18 protein-coding genes are annotated in these 17,667 nt (G+C 62.6%); 12 read left to right on the top strand and 6 right to left on the bottom strand.

What is annotated here, in order from left to right:
• Window position 1: 1 nt before the first annotated feature.
• A complete protein-coding gene (locus tag IB272_RS11675; RefSeq protein ID WP_060582495.1) occupies window positions 2–1,015 on the bottom strand; it encodes a hypothetical protein in 1,014 nt (337 codons plus the stop codon).
• Window positions 1,016–1,115: 100 nt separating this feature from the next.
• Between IB272_RS11675 and IB272_RS11670 the strand changes: the two genes are divergently transcribed.
• Window positions 1,116–1,700 carry a nitroreductase gene (locus tag IB272_RS11670; RefSeq protein ID WP_034795936.1) on the top strand — a complete coding sequence of 195 codons (585 nt, stop codon included), beginning with the start codon at window positions 1,116–1,118 and terminating at the stop codon, window positions 1,698–1,700.
• Window positions 1,700–2,302 (top strand): flavin reductase family protein, encoded by a 603-nt coding sequence (locus IB272_RS11665; protein ID WP_034795932.1) that lies wholly within the window; start codon window positions 1,700–1,702, stop codon window positions 2,300–2,302. Before IB272_RS11670 ends, IB272_RS11665 begins: the two co-directional genes overlap by 1 nt.
• Window positions 2,303–2,324: 22 nt before the next feature.
• Here IB272_RS11665 and IB272_RS11660 read toward each other — a convergent pair whose 3' ends face one another.
• Window positions 2,325–3,023: a hypothetical protein gene (locus IB272_RS11660; protein WP_060582494.1), complete on the bottom strand. Its 699-nt coding sequence runs from the start codon at window positions 3,021–3,023 to the stop codon at window positions 2,325–2,327.
• Between the two features lie 74 nt (window positions 3,024–3,097).
• Between IB272_RS11660 and IB272_RS11655 the strand changes: the two genes are divergently transcribed.
• Complete coding sequence (locus tag IB272_RS11655) at window positions 3,098–4,234, top strand: DUF2336 domain-containing protein (protein WP_034795928.1); 1,137 nt, start codon at window positions 3,098–3,100, stop codon at window positions 4,232–4,234.
• 30 nt (window positions 4,235–4,264) lie between these two features.
• Window positions 4,265–5,284, top strand: coding sequence for an aldehyde reductase (locus IB272_RS11650; protein ID WP_060582493.1), 1,020 nt, complete (start codon window positions 4,265–4,267; stop codon window positions 5,282–5,284).
• 14 nt (window positions 5,285–5,298) lie between these two features.
• On the opposite strand, the gene IB272_RS11645 is transcribed toward IB272_RS11650, so the two are convergent.
• Window positions 5,299–5,712, bottom strand: coding sequence for a hypothetical protein (locus tag IB272_RS11645; protein ID WP_060582492.1), 414 nt, complete (start codon window positions 5,710–5,712; stop codon window positions 5,299–5,301).
• Window positions 5,713–5,933: 221 nt separating this feature from the next.
• Between IB272_RS11645 and IB272_RS11640 the strand changes: the two genes are divergently transcribed.
• Entirely contained in the window at window positions 5,934–6,401 is a 468-nt protein-coding gene (locus tag IB272_RS11640) for a GNAT family N-acetyltransferase (RefSeq protein ID WP_060582491.1), read from the top strand.
• Window positions 6,402–6,500: 99 nt separating this feature from the next.
• Here the strand turns inward: IB272_RS11640 and parE are convergent, their stop codons facing one another.
• Complete coding sequence (parE, locus tag IB272_RS11635; protein ID WP_034795915.1) at window positions 6,501–8,561, bottom strand: DNA topoisomerase IV subunit B; 2,061 nt, start codon at window positions 8,559–8,561, stop codon at window positions 6,501–6,503.
• A 212-nt stretch (window positions 8,562–8,773) separates the two neighbouring features.
• On the opposite strand from parE, the gene IB272_RS11630 reads away from it, so the two are divergent.
• The 6 genes from IB272_RS11630 (at window position 8,774) to IB272_RS11605 (ending at window position 15,690) form a co-directional block, all read left to right on the top strand.
• Window positions 8,774–9,694, top strand: coding sequence for a phospholipase (locus tag IB272_RS11630; RefSeq protein ID WP_060539244.1), 921 nt, complete (start codon window positions 8,774–8,776; stop codon window positions 9,692–9,694).
• 230 nt (window positions 9,695–9,924) lie between these two features.
• Window positions 9,925–11,367 carry a UbiA family prenyltransferase gene (locus IB272_RS11625; protein ID WP_060517386.1) on the top strand — a complete coding sequence of 481 codons (1,443 nt, stop codon included), beginning with the start codon at window positions 9,925–9,927 and terminating at the stop codon, window positions 11,365–11,367.
• Window positions 11,364–12,686, top strand: a complete 1,323-nt coding sequence (locus IB272_RS11620) for an FAD-binding oxidoreductase (RefSeq protein ID WP_060582490.1) — start codon at window positions 11,364–11,366, stop codon at window positions 12,684–12,686. The genes IB272_RS11625 and IB272_RS11620 overlap by 4 nt, the downstream gene beginning before the upstream one ends.
• Before the next feature lie 93 nt (window positions 12,687–12,779).
• Window positions 12,780–13,220 (top strand): EamA family transporter, encoded by a 441-nt coding sequence (locus IB272_RS11615; RefSeq protein ID WP_060582489.1) that lies wholly within the window; start codon window positions 12,780–12,782, stop codon window positions 13,218–13,220.
• Complete coding sequence (locus IB272_RS11610) at window positions 13,217–14,227, top strand: NAD(P)-dependent oxidoreductase (RefSeq protein ID WP_060582488.1); 1,011 nt, start codon at window positions 13,217–13,219, stop codon at window positions 14,225–14,227. Before IB272_RS11615 ends, IB272_RS11610 begins: the two co-directional genes overlap by 4 nt.
• Before the next feature lie 11 nt (window positions 14,228–14,238).
• Window positions 14,239–15,690: an aspartate aminotransferase family protein gene (locus tag IB272_RS11605; RefSeq protein WP_060582487.1), complete on the top strand. Its 1,452-nt coding sequence runs from the start codon at window positions 14,239–14,241 to the stop codon at window positions 15,688–15,690.
• Window positions 15,691–15,726: 36 nt separating this feature from the next.
• Here the strand turns inward: IB272_RS11605 and IB272_RS11600 are convergent, their stop codons facing one another.
• Both IB272_RS11600 and IB272_RS11595 read right to left on the bottom strand, forming a co-directional pair.
• The gene (locus IB272_RS11600) at window positions 15,727–16,326 is read right to left on the bottom strand and encodes a YceI family protein (RefSeq protein WP_060582486.1); all 600 of its coding nucleotides are present in this window, start codon (window positions 16,324–16,326) and stop codon (window positions 15,727–15,729) included.
• Window positions 16,323–16,943 (bottom strand): cytochrome b, encoded by a 621-nt coding sequence (locus IB272_RS11595; RefSeq protein ID WP_113136413.1) that lies wholly within the window; start codon window positions 16,941–16,943, stop codon window positions 16,323–16,325. Before IB272_RS11595 ends, IB272_RS11600 begins: the two co-directional genes overlap by 4 nt.
• Before the next feature lie 193 nt (window positions 16,944–17,136).
• Between IB272_RS11595 and IB272_RS11590 the strand changes: the two genes are divergently transcribed.
• Window positions 17,137–17,616: a hypothetical protein gene (locus IB272_RS11590; RefSeq protein ID WP_060539243.1), complete on the top strand. Its 480-nt coding sequence runs from the start codon at window positions 17,137–17,139 to the stop codon at window positions 17,614–17,616.
• The last annotated feature ends 51 nt before the right edge of the window (window positions 17,617–17,667 follow it).

Raw genomic sequence — 17,667 nt, 5'->3', positions numbered from 1 at the left:
CTCAGTCCTGTGCTTCCGACACAACGCTCGCATTGGTGTTCGCATTGTTGCCGCCGCTGCTGAGCAGCACTTCCACGTCCATGTTGACGCCGGCCTTCACGGTGAAGTCGCGCTCGTAGATCTTGTCCTTGTAGCGCGCCACGGCGGAATAGCTGCCTTCGAGCAGAACCTGCGTCGGGAAGGCGCCGTTGGCTTCGCTCACCGTATCGCCGGCGGAGGTGAGGATCGTCCAGGCGGTGTTGGCGATCGCTTCGCCGCCCGGTTCCGAAACCAGCTTGAGCGTGAGCTTGGCGGCGCGGTGCTGCATGGTTGCTTCGGTCAGCTTGCCCGCTTCGACCTGGATGTCTGCCGCGGTCGAGGCGTTGGTCGTGCCGCCATAGCTGGAGGTCACGTGATAGGTTCCGGCGCCCAGCCGGACCACCGTGTTCGGCTCGACGTCCTCGACAATGAGCGCCCGTTCGCCGTCGCTCTTGGTGTCGGCGGAATAGACGTCGAAGCTGAGTTCGGCCGGTGGGATGCGCACGTCGCTGCCGGAGACGGCATTGAGCTTCATGCCGCCGGCATCAAGCACCAGCACCTGCTTGTCGAGCGCACCTTGCTCCGGCACGCGGACCTTGCGCGTGGCCGAGGCGCGTCCGAAGGAGACATTGACGAAATATTCGCCCGGCACCAGATTGAACGCTGTCGAGCCGCCTTCCGACGTTGCGAGAAGCGGCAGCTTGCCGTCGCTTCCGGGGATCGGGCTGAACACACGCCAGGTGAGCCCAGCCTCCACTGGGCCGCCTTTTTCGGTCAGCAGCGCCTCGAGCTTGATATCCTTCAGCGTGCCGTCCGCCAGCGGATCCGATGTCATCGGGCTGAAGCCCGTCAGCTTCGGCATCTTGCGCGGGCCGGCGATCGAGGGGAAACTTTCAAACGCCTGGGTCGCATCCTCTGCGAACACATTTCCCGTAGCGGTGCCGGCGACAAGGATCGCAAGACCGGTCTGAAGGAAAATACGAGAGAGTGCACGCATGAGAACAGTTGACTTCCTGACTGGGTGACTCCACTTGGGACGCCGGTATGGCATTTTCGTGGCTGCCTGTGGGGCGGCAAATTAGTGGAATTCATCTGACATGAAAACCGAAATTAAGCTCGTCGACTACCTGACGTCCCGTCGCTCCATCCCCGCTTTCCAGATGGGAGGTCCCGGTCCCGGCAAGGCCGAGGTCGAGGAAATGCTGAAGCTTGCTTCGCGCGTGCCGGACCACGGCAAACTCGCGCCCTGGCGCTTCATCGTCTATCGCGGCGAGGAGAGGGTACGCATCAGCGCCAAGCTGAAGGCAATGGCGCTTGAGCTGAAGCCGGATCTGTCGGAAGAGATGATCAAGGTGGAGGAAACCCGCCTGTCGCGTGCGCCTGTGGTCGTCGCCGTCGTCAGCACCGCCGCGCCGCATTTCAAGATCCCGGAATGGGAACAGGTCATGTCCGCTGGTGCCGTCTGCCTCAACCTGCTGATGGCCGCCAACGCCCTCGGTTACGCATCCAACTGGCTGACCGAGTGGTATGCTTTCGACGAGCGCGCCTATCCGCTGCTGGGCGTGAAGCCGGGCGAGAAAATTGCCGGCTTCATCCATATCGGTACCGCCATGGTGCCACCGACGGAGCGGCCGCGGCCGGAGCTGGCCGAGATCGTCACCTGGGTTGGCGAGGAAGCCTGATGTTTTACGATACGACCTCGAACAGTCACGGTCTGCCGCATGATCCTTTCAAGGCGATTGTTTCGCCGCGGCCGATCGGTTGGATTGGCACGCGGTCGGCCGAGGGCGCGCTGAACCTCGCGCCCTATTCCTTCTTCAATGCCATCAGCGACCGGCCGAAGCTCGTGATGTTTTCATCGAGCGGCTATAAGGATTCGGTTCGCAACATCGAGGCAACCGGCGAGTTCACGGCGAGCTTCGCCAGCCGTGACCTGGCGGCCGCCATCAACAAGACGTCGATCCCGGCGCCGCATGGCGAGAGCGAATTCGAGATCGCCGGATTGACGCCGGTCGACGGCGCGCTGGTTGGGGCGCCGTTCGTCGGTGAAGCCTATGCCGCGCTCGAATGCCGGATGACCGAGATGTTCCAGCCCAAGGATCTGGATGGTGCATTGTCCGACAACTACGTCGTCATCGGCCAGGTCGTCGGCATCCACATTCGCGAAGACGCGATCCGCGATGGCCGTTTCGACATGGCGACGGTCAAGCCGCTCGCCCGCCTCGGCTACATGGACTATTGCGACGGCGGCGACGTCTTCCAGATGACCCGCCCGACGCGCTGACCGTTACCGCGCCGGCTCGGCGTCATACGCTGCCGGCGATGACTGCTTGCTCGGGCGAGCGGCAGACGACCGAAGCGAATCCGTCGTTCCTGCTTTGTGAAAGCGCCCAGCGTGTGGCTGCCGCATCGGCGGTGGGCGGCAGCACCTCATAGGCGCGGATGCCGGCCTCGTGGGCCCTTAGCACCACATTGGCGCGACCCGCGAGCACGGGCGCGGCCACGCCCTGATGCGCGGCACTCGCCGGCTCCTTGCAGCCGACTGCCTTTGCCAGCGCCGAGCCGTTGAAGATCAATCCTTCCAGTCGCTGCGAGCACCCCGCCAGTGTGTGCGGCGACAGCAGGCCTTCGGGTGCTGCGCCGTATTCGGCGTAAATCCGGGTGCGGTTGGCTGGAAGGCCAATCCTTGCTTCGGCAACCCGCAGCATCACGTCGAGCTTCTGTATGTCCGCGCGGCCGCGGCATCCGGTAAGCACGACACCATCGATGCCGCCATCAAGCAGCCGGTGTACGTCGTCTTCATGGAGCAGCCCGACCGGTTCCACGCAGGCGAGCAGCGCGAAATCGCGTCCTTCCATCCGGGCGAGTCCAAGACGCGTTTCGTGGCCGCAGCCGGCAGTCAGGATGAGCCCAGCCAATGTGTTGAGAACGCTCACGTCGAGGCTAAGCGCGTCGTCGTCCGCAAACAGCAGCGGTATTATGGTTTGGAGGCGGTTAACAGACATGGTGAACCAATCTTAAACCTTTGCTCGCTAGGCTCAGAACATCGGTGGCATTGGCGTGGTCTAGTGGGGCGTAGGTGATCATACAAGCATTTCTTCGCTGGGTGGAAACGGCGAGAACAGGCGAACGCATTCGCGCCGCCAGCGCGCTCGGCCGCGCCTATGTCGACGCGCAACTGAATGGCCTCGATCGTCGCGCCGCCGAGATGGCGATGACCTTCCTGCTGGACGATCCGTCGCCCAAAGTTCGCCTTGCCTTGGCCGAAGTCCTTTGCGGTTGCTCTTCCGTGCCGCGCGCCATCATTCTTGGTCTTGCCGGGGACCAGCCTGAAATTGCCTATCTCGTCGTTTCGCATTCTCCCGTCCTGACCGACGACGACCTGGTCGACCTCGCGGCTCGGGGAACGCTGGAGACCCGCGCGCTGATCGCGGCGCGCAGTTTCGTTTCGCGCGGGGTCGCCGCTGCGATCGCCGAAATCGGCGACGAAGACGAAATGCTGATCCTGCTCGAAAACCCCGGCGCTCTTCTGTCGCGCCGTTCGCTGAAGCGCATTGCCGAGCGTCTTGGCCATTCGGCTTCGGTTCGTGACCTGCTTCTTGCGCGCAACGACCTGCCGAGTGCCGCCCGCCACGCGCTTGTCGAAGAAGTCGGTGCAGCACTTGCCGCCTTCGGCCTCGTACAGGTGACGATTGGAGAAGGTCGCGTGCAGCGGGTCACCCGTGAAGCCTGCGATATCGCCGCCGTCGGCATGGTTGGAACGACAGCGGTCGAGGAGCTGCCGGACCTCGTCACGCATCTGCGCGAGACCGGCCGCCTGACGCCCGCCTTCCTGCTGCATGCGCTCGTGACCGGCCGTGCAGAGTTTTTCTCGGCCGCAATCGTCGACCTCTCCGGCGTCAGCGAAAAACGCGTGCGCTCCATCCTGTCCGGTGGGCGCGTCCACTCGATCCGTGCCCTGTTCGAAAGCGCCGGGCTCGGCCGCGACGTCAGCGAGACGTTTGCGACAGCCGTCCTCCTGTGGCGTCAGGACGGGCCGGGTTCAATCGGCGGCCACGCGACGGTCTCGGCAGAACTGCTCGTGCGCCTGCGACGCGGACGGGCAACATCGCCGACCGACGCAGCGATGATCGATCTGCTCGAGCGCCTGGCATTCGCCGAGGAGCGCCAGTCGGCCCGTGACTACGCGGAACTTGCCGCACGCCAGGCCGCCTGATCGCGACCCGTTTTAGCGAGGAATGGACCCATGAACGCGAGGACCGCGACCGTTGCCGTGACCGGGATCGGCGGTTTTGTCGGACGGCACGTCGCGCTCGCCTTGCTGCGCGAAGGTTATCCTGTGCACGGCACGGTTCGCGCGCTCGGGCGCGCCGAGGAGATCGAGCGATCCATTCGCGCGGCCGGTGGTACGGATGCCGCGCGCCTGACGTTTGGAGAGGCGGATCTCCTGAAGGAGCGGGGCTGGGCTGAGGCCTTTGCCGAGGTTTCCTACGTCGTCCACACCGCCTCGCCATTTCCGGCTCGCTTGCCCGCCAATGAAGATGACCTGATCGGGCCGGCCCGTGACGGTACGCTGCGTGTGCTCAGGGCAGCCCATGCGGCCGGTGCCAAACGCGTCGTGCTCACGTCGTCGGTCGCCGCGGTCATCTACGGGGCAGGGCGCGCGCCGTTTACGGAGGACGATTGGACCGATCCGCAGTCATCGCTTGCGACACCCTACTACCGCTCCAAGACCTTCGCCGAACGCGCGGCCTGGGACTATGCGGCTGACAGCGGCCTGGAGCTTGTGGTCATCAATCCCGGAATGGTCCTCGGGCCGGTTCTTGGCCATGAGATCGGCACATCCGTCGCCGTGGTGCGCAACCTGCTCAAGGGGAACTATCCCGCCTTGCCGAAGTTCGCCGTGCCGGTTGTCGACGTCCGCGACGTGGCGGATGCGCATGTGCAGGCCTTAAGCGTCGCCGCAGCGGCAGGCGAGCGTTTCCTGATTGCGGGAGAGGCGCTTTCCCTTGCGGATATCACGGCCATCCTCCGGCGCAGGTTCCCTGAACATGCGGGCAGGCTTCGGAGGTTCGTGCTGCCCAATTGGCTGGCAGGGCTTGCCGCCCCCTTCGATGCGGGCCTGCGCCTCATCGTGCGCGAACTCGGGCATGACCCCCGCATTTCCAACGAAAAGGCGCTCCGTGTTCTCGGGTGGCAGCCGCGCTCTGCCGAAGAGGCCGTCGTGGCCTCGGCGAACAGCCTGATTTCGGCCGGCCTCGTCTGAGGCGTGCTGGCGCGTCAGTCGGTAAAGCGGCGCGCTACCCAGGAATAGCCATCTTCGACATAGCGCACCGGCTTCGTGACTATGGTCTTCAGCTTCTCCCGATCGGGGATGGCGCCCGACAGGAAAGCCAGCGTGCGTTTCGGCAATCCTTGCGCGGGTTCCGGCTCCGCTGCCGGAACGGGCAGCGCCTGGTTCTGCTGGGCGCCCGGTGGCGGCGCGGGGATTTCGGCGACGCTTGGCGCCGAACTCTCGCATACCGCAACGACGACCGGATAGTTAGCATTGGAAAACCTCGGCAGTTGCGCGTTCGAAGCCGTGTCGCACTGCGCGATCGATGGCCAACTGCCGTTGACCGTCGAGATGTACTGGCATTGGCTGACGTCGTGGTCGCAGCCGAGAATGGTCATCACTATCAGCGCCGCTTGCATCGCATTCCCATCGTCTTTGCAGGTTGTGGTGGATCAACCTATGCCTGCATGATTCTCCTCGAAATAGGGCGATGCTGCCGGCAGCGCGGAACAAATTGTTTCAGCCTGTTAGGCGGATTGATGGGGAGGCATGCGAGCCTGCGCCATTTGACGTATTGGTCCGGGCGTAGGCCGGCGGTAGTTTGGCGCAAAACCACGCCTGAATGAAAAGGACGACCCGATTGCCTGCCGTAATCATAGCCCAGGAGACGCCGCGCCAAGCTGAAGTTCTGCGTCTCCTGCAACTCTCTGACGCCTACGCCGCCTCGCTCTACCCCGCCGAGAGCAATCACATGGTCGATCTGTCGAACCTGGAAAAGCCGGAGGTATCGTTCTTCGTCGCACGGCGTGACGGCGATACCGTCGGCTGCTGCGCCCTGGTCGATGCCGGTGACGGGACTGCGGAAATCAAGCGCATGTTCGTCGATCCCGAGGCGAGGGGGCTGAGGGTCGGCAAGTTGTTGCTGCAGGCGCTGGAGGCGCGCGCGGCGCAACTCGGATTGGCGGCAATCCGCCTCGAAACAGGCATCTATCAGCCCGAAGCGATCGGCCTTTACAAGGCGGCCGGCTACGTCGAGCGCCCGCCGTTCGGGGAGTATCAGCCGGATCCGCTGAGCCTCTTCATGGAGAAGCCCGTTCACGTTGCGTAAGCTCGAGCAGCCTTCAAACCCTGAATACAGAAACGGCGGCCTGTGAGCCGCCGTTTCTGTATGGATTATTGTGATCCTGCTTGCCGGCAAAAAGCCGGCTCAGATGTCCAGGTTGTCCGCAAAGACAGCGCGCTCCTGGATGAAGCGGAAGCGGGCATCCGCCTTCGTGCCCATCAGGTTGTCGACCGCTTCGCGCGTGCCCTCGAAATCGACATCGTCGATCTCGACCTTGAGCAGCGTGCGGAACTTCGGATCCATCGTCGTTTCCTTGAGCTGCGCCGGCAGCATCTCGCCGAGACCTTTGAAGCGGCCGATCTCGACCTTGCCGCGACCGGCAAACTCGGTGCGCATCAGCTCCTCGCGGTGCGCGTCGTCGCGGGCATAGAGCGTCCTTGCGCCCTGGCTGATGCGATAGAGCGGCGGCACGGCGAGATAGAGGTGACCGCCGCGGATCAGTTCGGGCATCTCCTGGTAGAAGAAGGTGATCAGCAGCGAGGCGATATGCGCGCCGTCGACGTCGGCGTCGGTCATGACGACGATGCGCTCGTAGCGCAGATCCTCTTCCCGGTACTTGCTGCGGGTGCCGCAGCCAAGCGCCTGGATGAGGTCGGCAATCTGCTGGTTGGCGCCGAGCTTTTCGCGACCGGCGCTCGCCACGTTGAGGATCTTGCCGCGCAAGGGCAGGATCGCCTGGTTGGCGCGGTTGCGCGCCTGCTTCGCCGAGCCGCCTGCTGAGTCCCCTTCGACGATGAAGAGTTCGGCACCTTCAGCAGTGTTCTGCGAGCAGTCGGCAAGCTTGCCGGGCAGGCGCAGCTTGCGCACGGCCGTCTTGCGGTTGACTTCCTTTTCCTTGCGCCGGCGCACGCGCTCCTCGGCGCGCTCGACCACCCAGTCGAGCAGCTTGTCGGCCTCGGCCGGATTGTCGGTAAGGTAGTGGTCGAAGGGATCGCGCAGCGCATTTTCGACGATGCGTTGTGCTTCGACTGTCGCTAGCTTGTCCTTGGTCTGGCCGACGAATTCCGGTTCGCGGATGAACACCGACAGCATTCCGGCGGCTGAAATCATCACGTCATCGGTGGTGATGAGCGCTGCACGCTTGTTCTGCTTCAGCTCGGCATAGTTCTTCAGTCCCTTGGTCAGCGCGATGCGGAAGCCCGCCTCGTGCGTACCGCCCTCAGGCGTCGGAATGGTGTTGCAGTAGGAATGAACCTGCTGGTCGCCGCCATACCAGGTGACCGCCCATTCGAGCGAACCGTGACCGTTGGCCTTCTCCGATTTGCCGGCGAAGATCTCGCGGGTAACGGTGAATTCCTTGCCGAGCGTCGCCGCCAGATAGTCCTTCAGGCCGCCAGGGAAGTGAAAGACGGCCTTGTCCGGGATCTCCGAACCTTCCTGCAGCAATGACGGATCGCAGGACCAGCGGATCTCGACGCCACCGAAGAGATAGGCTTTCGAGCGCGCCATGCGGAAAAGCCGGCCGGGCTCGAAATGCGCGTGCGGTCCGAAAATATCCGGGTCCGGATGGAAGCGGACGCGCGTGCCGCGGCGATTGTGCACGTCGCCGAGTTCCTCGAGCCCGCCCTGCGGAATGCCGCGGGAGAAGCGCTGGCGATAGAGCTTGCGATTGCGGGCAACCTCGACTTCGAGCGCGTCGGAGAGCGCGTTGACGACGGAAACGCCGACGCCGTGCAGACCGCCCGAGGTCTCGTAGGCCTTGCCATCGAACTTGCCGCCGGCATGGAGCACCGTCATGACGACTTCGAGCGTCGACTTGCCGGGGAATTTCGGATGGTTTTCGACCGGGATGCCGCGGCCGTTGTCGGTGACCGTCAGGAACCCGTCCGCGTCGAGATGGACCTCGATGAAGTTCGCATGGCCGGCGACCGCTTCGTCCATCGAGTTGTCGATGACTTCGGCAAAGAGATGGTGGAGCGCCTTCTCGTCGGTGCCGCCGATATACATGCCCGGACGACGACGGACCGGCTCAAGGCCCTCGAGCACCTCGATCGCCGACGCATCGTAATCGCTGCCATCGCTGCCTTTCGGGGCAGGGCGCGGCTCTTCGCGCGCGATGGGGGCTGCAGCCACGGCCGGCTTGGCGCTCGGCTGTACGGCCTTCGGTTGCTCGGGCATTGAGAAGAGGTCGCTGTTGTCGTCCATGGGGCCGTTCGGATCGTTCCTGTCGTTCGGGAATGCCAGAGGCCATAGCAAGCCCCAGGCTCTGCCGCCATCCCCCGGCGGTCGAATCACCTGAATTCTGCCAGACTCTCACAGGATACGCGAACAAAAGGAGAATTTCTGGCGCCGGCCGCCGATGATTTTTCGCACGAACGGCCGTGTTTCGGGCCAAGTGTTGCTTTGCGGTGCGGCCAATGGCAAGGCTTGCGGCGAAAGAGGGAGCCCGTCATTTGGCCGTGTCCACAGTTGTTTTTCCGTTTCGTGCCTGCCTGTTCGCCCTGGCCTTGGCAATTGCCGCCTCGCCGGCAGAGGCGCAGACGCTCAAGCCCTACAAGGACGATCTGTTCTCCTATGCCAAGGTGCTTGGCCAGGAGGATGGCGGTGACGATCTGACGATCGACTACCAGGAACTGCGGGATATCAACGAACGCGACGAAATCCCCGAACGCCGGGTGAAGCGCGCCTATGTGTCGCTTGGCGTGAAGAACGAGCAGGCCAATGAAACGCTCGATATCGGTGGCCGCGCGCTCGACGTGACCCGTGTCGGCCCCGATCGCGGCGCCGGCTTCTCGGTCATCTTCATCCATGGCCGCGGCGGCGACCGTCGGCTCGGTGCCAACGACTTTTCCTTCGGTGGAAACTTCAACCGGCTGAAGAACCTCGCCGTCGCAAATGGCGGCGTCTATTACGCCCCGAGCGTCCGGTCCTTCGATACGGCAGGTGCCGCCGATATCGCCGGCCTGGTTCGATACGCGTCCGAACGTTCCGGAGGCCGTCCGGTCGTGCTCGCCTGCGCCTCGATGGGAAGCTTCATCTGCTGGGGTGTCTCGCGCGACGCCTCCGCCGTCGCAGCACTCTCCGGCATGATGGTCATGGGCGGCGTCAGTGATCCGGACTTCACGAAAAGTGCCGCCTACAAGGCGAAGCTGCCGATGTTCTTCAGCCATGGAAGCCGTGACAGCGTCTATCCCGCCGAAGGCCAGAAGGCGCTCTATCGCTCTCTCAAGGCCAAGGGCTATCCGACGCGCTTCGTGCTTTTCGAAACCGGCTCGCACGGAACGCCAGTGCGCATGACCGACTGGCGCGATGCGCTGAACTGGATCGGCAGCCGCTAATGCATGTCGCGCAAAAGTGTGCAGCGGTTTTGCGGCAGCGACATGCATCAAAACAAGAGCCTAAGGCCTGGCGTGTGAATCTTCGTTCACGCGACAGGCGATAGGCGTCGCCCTGCTGCTGTGGATTTGTTAACCAGCCCGCCAATTTGCGAGCGAAACCAAGGCCTACGTTTCCACTCTGGAAAGTTGAAGTCGTGATGATACCGGCAACTATGGCTGGGATGGACTTCATGGACGCGCGCACCGAGACACGGCACATTCCGCTGTGTGTGGATCTTGACGGCACTTTGCTGGCCGCCGACACCCTGTGGGAAGGGGCGGCGATCATCCTGCTGCGCAATCCGCTGATGCTGTTTCCGATGCTGGTCTGGCTGGCAAAAGGTAAGGCACGCCTGAAGCACGAAGTGGCCCTTAGATCCGGTCGCCGTGCGGAAGACTGGCCTTATCGGCAGGCCGTCATCGACCGGCTCATGGAGGAAAAGAAGAGCGGGCGAGAACTCGTCCTCGTGACCGGCGCAGCACCGTCCGTCGCAAAAGACATTGCCGCCCATGTCGGCATGTTCTCCTCGGTCATGCATTCGACCGACGCGCTCAACCTGACGAGCAGCAACAAGCGCCGGGCGCTGGTAGAGCGGTACGGCGACGGCGCCTTCGACTACATGGGCAACAGCCGTGACGATATCGCCGTCTTTGAGGTGGCACGCCGCGCGATCGTGGTCTCGCCCGATGCGGCCGCGGAAAAATGGCGTCGCACCCATGATGCCGAACGGCTCGATACCGGCAAGGTCAGCGTGCTTGCGCCGCTGAAGTCGATCCGCGTGCATCAATGGGCGAAAAACGTGCTCATCGGCGTGCCGATGATCCTCAACCACGAGGTGCTGCATTTCGATGCGATCGTCAGCGTCATCATCGCCTTCTTTGCCTTCAGCTTCCTCGCATCCGCCGTCTACGTCATCAACGATCTCTCGGACCTTGCCAACGATCGCCGCCATGCGAAGAAACGTTACCGGCCGCTCGCGAGCGGCCAGATGTCCGTGCCGACAGCGCTGGTGCTTGCAGGCTGCCTCATCATCGCGTCCGTGGCGCTGACCCTTCTGTTGCCCTGGAAGTTTGCCGGGGTGCTCGCCTTCTACGCCTGCGCGACGACGGCCTATACCTTCGTGCTGAAGCGCAAGCTGCTCGTCGACGTGTTCACGCTCGCCGGCCTCTACACCACACGCATCGTCGCTGGTGCGGCCGCGACCGGCACGGAACTGTCCTTCTGGCTGGTGTCCTTTGCGATCTTCTTCTTCCTGAGCCTCGCGCTGGTGAAGCGTTACGTCGAGCTGCACGAATTCGAGGACAAGGACGGTGGCAACGTGCCGGGGCGTGGCTATCTCGCTGTCGACTTCGAGATGGTCGGCCAGGCCGGCGTTGCCTCCGCCTTCACCTCGGCCCTGGTTCTGGCGCTCTACGTGCACAGCAAGGAACTGCAGGAGATGTACACCACGCCCTGGGCGTTGTGGCCACTCTGCCCGCTGGTGCTCTATATGTTGCTGCGCATCTGGATGCTTGCGCGCCGCGGCATGCTGCATGAGGATCCGGTCGTCTTCATCATGCGCGACTGGCGCAGCCAACTGACCATGCTGATCGGCGCGCTGCTGATCCTATTTGGAGCCATCGGGCCGCAATGACCCTGCAAGACCATGAAAGCTGGGGCCGCATCGACAATCGCGTGCGGCCTGGAATTTCGCCTGACGACTATGAAGACCGGCTCGGCAGCCTTGAGTCCGAAGGCTATCTGCCTTTCGGCAACGGACGCAGCTACGGCGACAGCTGCCACAACGATCGCGGTACGCTGATCGAAAGCAACCTTCACGGCCGGATACTCGCCTTCGATCCCGGCACCGGCATGATGACCTGCGAGGCGGGGGTGACGCTGCGCCAGGTGCTGGAACGGGCGATCGAGCATCGCTTCTTCCTGCCGGTGACGCCTGGCACGGCCTTTGTCACCGTCGGCGGCGCGGTCGCCAACGACGTGCACGGCAAGAACCATCACGCGCGCGGCACCTTCGGCAATCACGTGACGCGTTTCACGCTGCTGCGCTCGACCGGCGAACGGCTGACCTGCTCGCCGGTCGAAAACCCGGAGCTCTACGCCGCGACCATCGGCGGTATGGGGCTGACCGGACTGATCCTCACCGTCGATATCCGGTTGATGAAGGTGCCGTCGCCGCATGTGCAGCAGCACGCGATCCGTTTCGAGAACCTGGACCAATACTTTGCCCTCGTCGACGGCGTCGATGCCGAGCATGAATACTCCGTCGCCTGGATCGACCAGCTCGCAAAGGGATCTCGAATGGGCAGGGGCGTGCTGCTCGCCGGCGATCATGCCGATGGTTCCTGCGAACTGCCCGACATCCCCAAGGGATTGAAGCTGTCCGTGCCGTTTTCGCCGCCGGTCAACCTGCTCAACCGGGCAACGATCAAAGGCTTCAACGAGTATTACTTCCGCAAGGTGAAGCCGGGCGAGACGGTGACGACCGTTCCCTGGACGTCCTATTTCTATCCGCTGGATGCGATCGGCGCCTGGAACCGGCTCTATGGTCCGCGCGGGCTCTACCAGCATCAGAGCGTCTATCCCGCTGAAAACGCACCGGAGATCACGGCCAAGCTCATGGAAACCGCCCGCCAGGCCGGCCATGCGTCGTTTCTGACGATCCTGAAGCGTTTCGGCGACATCGGCTCCCGGGGCATCCTGTCCTTCCCGCGTCCCGGTTTTACTTTGACGCTGGACTTCGCCAATCAAGGTGAACGGACAGTAAAGCTGCTCGATGCGCTCGATCGCATCGTAATCGAGGCAGGCGGTGCGATCAATCCGTACAAGGATGCTCGCATGAGCCCGCAAGTCTTTGAAAAATCTTTTCCTTTCTGGAGAAAGATCGAAACGTTGCGCGACCCTGCGCTGGTTTCGAATTTCTGGAAACGCACGGCTCTGGCTTTGCCAAAATGAGAATGCAGACAATTTTATTCAATTAAATGCGCAAACTTCACGGAATATCCGTCTCTTGCCCGTAAGTAGATTTTCGGGACTGGGAGTAAAACTATGAAATATATTCCATTCATTCTCTTTACCGTACTCACCAACGCCGCCGCTCAGCTGATGCTGAAGCAGGGCATGATGACGCTTGGACCGATTTCGATGACTGCCGAAACCGCGATCGTCCGGCTGTTTCAGATCGTCTTCAACCCTTGGGTCTTTGCTGGCCTCGCGACCTTCGTCATCTCGATGGCGTCGCATCTCTATGTGCTGTCGAAGGTCGAGCTTTCCTTTGCCTATCCGTTCCTGAGCCTCGCTTACGTTCTCGTTGCTGTCTTCGCCTATTTCGTCTTTCGCGAAGACCTCAACGCCTGGCGTATCGCCGGTATCGCGCTGATCTGCGCCGGAACCGTTCTTATCGCCCAGTCGGGCATCTCATCCAGCGCCGACGAGAAATCGGCAGATGCCGCCGGGATGAGCACCGCAGAATTCGGGAGCAAGTCATGAAACACATCATCTTTGGTGGCGACGGCTTCGTTGGCCGTCATTTGGCGGAACGCCTCGTCAAGGAAGGCGAGGACGTAGTTGTCGCCGATATCGTCAAGTCCGAGCTGCCGCATTACGGCCGCGTGCGCTTCGTTCATTGCGACGTTACCGATCTGGAAGCCGTCCAGAAGGTCGGCATCGGCCCCGACGACATGATCTACAACATGGCGGCGAAGATGCTGTCACCGTTGCAGGTCCGCGCCAAGCGCTGGGAGTTCTTCTGGCCCGTCAATTATTACGGTGCCGAAAACATCATGAAGGCGATGGATGCCGCCGGCGCATCACGCCTGGTGCAGTTCACCACCGACATGATCTATGGCCACACGGTGCAGTCGCCGCAAACCGAGACCCATCCGGCAAAGCCGCTCGGCGAATATGGCAAGTCGAAATGGGCAACCGAGCAACTGGCCATGCAGTGGCGCAAGCAGGGCATGAACATTTCGATCTTCCGCCCGCGCCTGATCATCGGTCCCGGCCGTCTCGGCATCCTCGAGAAATTGTTCAAGCTGATCGACCTGAACCTGCCGGTGCCGATGATCGGCTCGGGCAAGGTGCCCTACCAGTTCATCTCGGTCTTCGATTGCGCCGAAGCTGCGCGCCTTGCCTGGAAGGGCGGCGTGCCGAACGAAGCGTACAATCTCGGCTCCGACAATCCGCCTTCGGTGCGGGAGTTGCTCGGCAACCTGATCAAGCACGCCGGATCCAAGTCGTTCCTGCTGCCGACACCGGCCTTTGCGGTGAAGCAGACGCTGGCGCTGTTCGACCTGATCAACAAGCCGATCATGGATCCGGAACAGTACCTGATCGCCGACGAAATGTGCGTGCGCGAGACCGGCAAGCTGAAGCGCGAGCTCGGCTGGCGCGCGGAGTTCAACGATGGCGACATGTTGATCGCCGCCTATGACGAATATCGGGCCAAGAAGATGGGCGCCGCAGTTCCTGCAGCTGTCGCCGTGCCGGCCGAATGAGGGGAGACACCATGCTGGACAGACCGAACCGTATCGCCGTTGCCGCGCCGTCGCTCGACGGTGGCGTCGCCAGGCCCGATCTCATCACCGTCGAACAGGCGAAAGCCATGTCGATCGGCGACATCACCTCCGCGTTCAAGGAACACCTGAACCCGGGCCAGCTCCACTTCATGAAGCTGCTCGGCTTCCACAAGGTGAAGATCGAGAGCGCCGAGGGCATGTTCTACACCGACCAGAATGGCCGCCAGATCCTCGATTTCTTCGGCGGATTCGGCTCGCTCGCCTTCGGCCACAACCATCCGCGCATTCTGGAAGCCCGACAGAAATTCCAGGACGAAAAGCGCCACGAGATCGCGATCGCCTTCATGTCGCAATATGCAGCGGCGCTGGCGAAGAACATCGCGGCCTGCTCGCCGGGTGATCTCGACATGGTGTTCCTCGGCTCTTCCGGTTCGGAGGCCATGGAGGCTGCCGTCAAGCTTGCCGAACGTGCCGCCGGCCCGAAGCGGCCGAAGGTCGTCTATGCGGAGAATTCCTTCCACGGCAAGACCAAGGGCGTGCTCGCCATCACCGATGGCCAGCTTTACCGCGCCGACTTCAAGATCACGGACAACACAGTGCGCGTGCCCTTTGCCGATATCGACGCGGTGGAGAATGCCTTCAAGTCCGACCCGGAAATCGGCGTCATCGTGCTCGAAACCATCCAGGGCGGCGGCGGCATCATCCAGGCACCGGCGGAGTACTGGCAGAAGCTGCGTGCGCTCTGCGACAAATACGGCGTGCTCTGGGTCGCCGACGAAGTGCAGTGCGGCTATGGCCGCTCCGGCCGCTTCTATGCCTTCGAGCATTACGGCGTCGTGCCTGACGTGACGGCGCTCGCCAAGTCGCTGGGCGCCGGCAAGGCCGCCGTCGGCGCGATGATTGCCCGCCGTGAGGTCTACATGAAGGCTTACGGCACGCCGAAGACCGCCATGATCCATGCGATGGCCACGTTCGGCGGCATGGGCGAGGCCTGCGTCACGGCGATTGAAGGCATCAATGTGCTTTACGACGAGCACCTGATCGACCGCGCCGCCGACAGCGGCGACTATCTGCTCGAGCGTCTGCAGGCGCTGAAAGAGAAGTATCCGAAGATCATCAAGGACGTCCGCGGCAAGGGCTTGATGGTCGGCCTGGAATTCCAGGACTTCAGCCAGACACTGCCTATGGTGCTGCGTCCTGTTGTCTCGATGCTCGACGACAAGCTCAAAGGCTCGCTCTCCGGCTTCATCGGCGCGCTGCTCCTGCGTGACTACGACGTGCTGGTGGCCTTCACCGAATACAATCGCAACGTCATCCGGCTCGAACCGCCGCTGATCTGCGAGCGCGCTCATGTCGACCAGTTCATCGCCGCCCTCGACGACCTGCTCGGCCGCGGCATCGTGCGGATCGTCAAGGATTTCGTCGGCAGCCAGATCGGTTGATCGAGAAGCCTATCGACTTGCAAAGGGCAGGGGCGTTCAGCGCCTCTGCCCTTTGATGTTCATGTCGAACTCGACGACGTTGGAATAGATCGGCGTGCCGACATCCATGCCGTAGGGTGATCGGTGGATATTGCCGCGGATGTTGAAGGCGATCGAGCCGCGGTTCCAGTCAAGCAGCGTTACCGAGAAGCGCTCCTTTCGCGACGTGCCGCGCGCCGTCAGCGTTCCCTCGACCGCGGCCGTGTCCGGTCCGGTCTGTTTCACGGTCGTCGAATGGAATGTGACGGTGCTGAAGTTTGCGGTATCGAAGACGGCGCTCGACTTCAGGAAGTCCTCGATCCGCTTTTCTCCGGTTTTCAAGCTCTCCGGGTAAAGCGTGAATTCGACCGTCGAATGGCCGACATCATTTCGGTCGATGCGGAAGTTGCCGGAAAACTTGGCGAAATCGCCGACAATTCCGCCGCCGCCCGCTTGCGCAACGGTGAAATGGATACGTGAAGCCGGCGTGATCCCGTAGTTGCCGGCAGCATCGGCAAGGTCCGGCGCGGCTGCCGTGGCGGGCGACGGAATGCTCCCGAGCGCCAGCAGCAGCGTGAAGGCAATGGCCTTTGTTGGTGATTGCGAGTGCAGTGTCATGGTTTCTTCCTTCCGGCGATAACCGGATCCGAACCAGCCGCTTGGGAGGAAGCGCGTTGGCGTGATCCGGTCTGAAGCATGCGGACGAGGACGTCGTCGCGGCGTGCGAAGTGATGGTAGAGGGCGGCCAGGACGTGAAGCGCGACGAAGCAGAGCAGGAGGTAGGCGAGCGTCATATGGACGAGCGTCCAGAGGTCTTCGGCCGCTTCCGATTTCGCCATCGGCAGGTGGGGGATGACGATCCAGTTGAAATAGAAGCTCGGTATGTTCAGCGTCGATGTCGAGGCCACCGCCCAGCCGGCAAGCGGAACGGCGAGCGCGAGGAGGATGAGCACCACATGGGTGGCGCTGGCTGCACGGCGCTCGAGCGCGTTGAGGCCGGCGGGCGGGCGCGGACGAGCCTCGACCAGGTGCCAGAGCGCGCGGATTGTCGCCAGACCGAGCGCGGTGAAACCGAGCGACTTGTGCCATTGGTAAAGCGAAAACTGCAGCGCCGGATCGACGGGCGTTCGCCGCATGATGAAGCCGAGGCCGAGTAGGGTGATCATCAATGCCGCAATCGCCCAGTGAAGGACGATGGTGATCCACCCAAATCCGGCTTTGTCGTTGCGCAGCATGTTCGACCCCATGGTCGCTCGCCCGGCCGCTATTGGCTCGGCGACTGCGGTAAGACTCATGAGTTCGTGCTTTTATTCGCCTAGAATACCATAAAATTGCACTGAGATCTTGTTGATCTCGGCAAGCTATGGTCCATTTGCTGGTGGAGGGGACACGGAGGGGTTGTTCCTGGGAGCATGTGGACTGGCGTACATGACAAAGAAGAAAACGACACCAATGAACCCGCACGAGCGGGAAGCCTACGAACACGGCCGCGCGGGCATCCGGCTTGGAACCGAAGGCAACTATGGCGAAGCGGTCGACGCCTGGCGTCTGGCATCCAACATAGCCGATGTCCACCTCGCTTTCACGGACATGTATTATTGGGTCAAGAGCGGCTACGGCGCCGCCCTTTGCGATGCCGGGCACCATCGGGAGAGCATTGCAGTCTCCCTGCTTGCCCGTGAGTGGACGCTCGCGCGGCGCCAGCCGCTCTCGTCGCTTTCGATCGCGCGCGCTTATCTGGCGCTCGGCGAAGGCGAGGCGGCAGCACCCTATCTCCGCGAGGTTCACGCCCTGATCGGCGACGCGATCTTCGAGCAGTTCGACGAGGATGCTGAAGCCGACGTTCACGCGGCGATCGCCGGCTTGGAGAACGGCGGCAATCAACCGACGGCCGGCCGCCCGAAGTGAAGGCAGGCGTATAGCCTAGTAACAGCGGTGCCGGAATCTGGCGAGATACCG

It is taken from the genome of Ensifer sp. ENS08, from assembly GCF_014852195.1.
GTDB lineage: Bacteria > Pseudomonadota > Alphaproteobacteria > Rhizobiales > Rhizobiaceae > Ensifer > Ensifer adhaerens.
The sequence above is the reverse complement of the archived record's forward strand: the minus strand, read 5'-3'. Positions and strand labels throughout refer to the sequence as shown.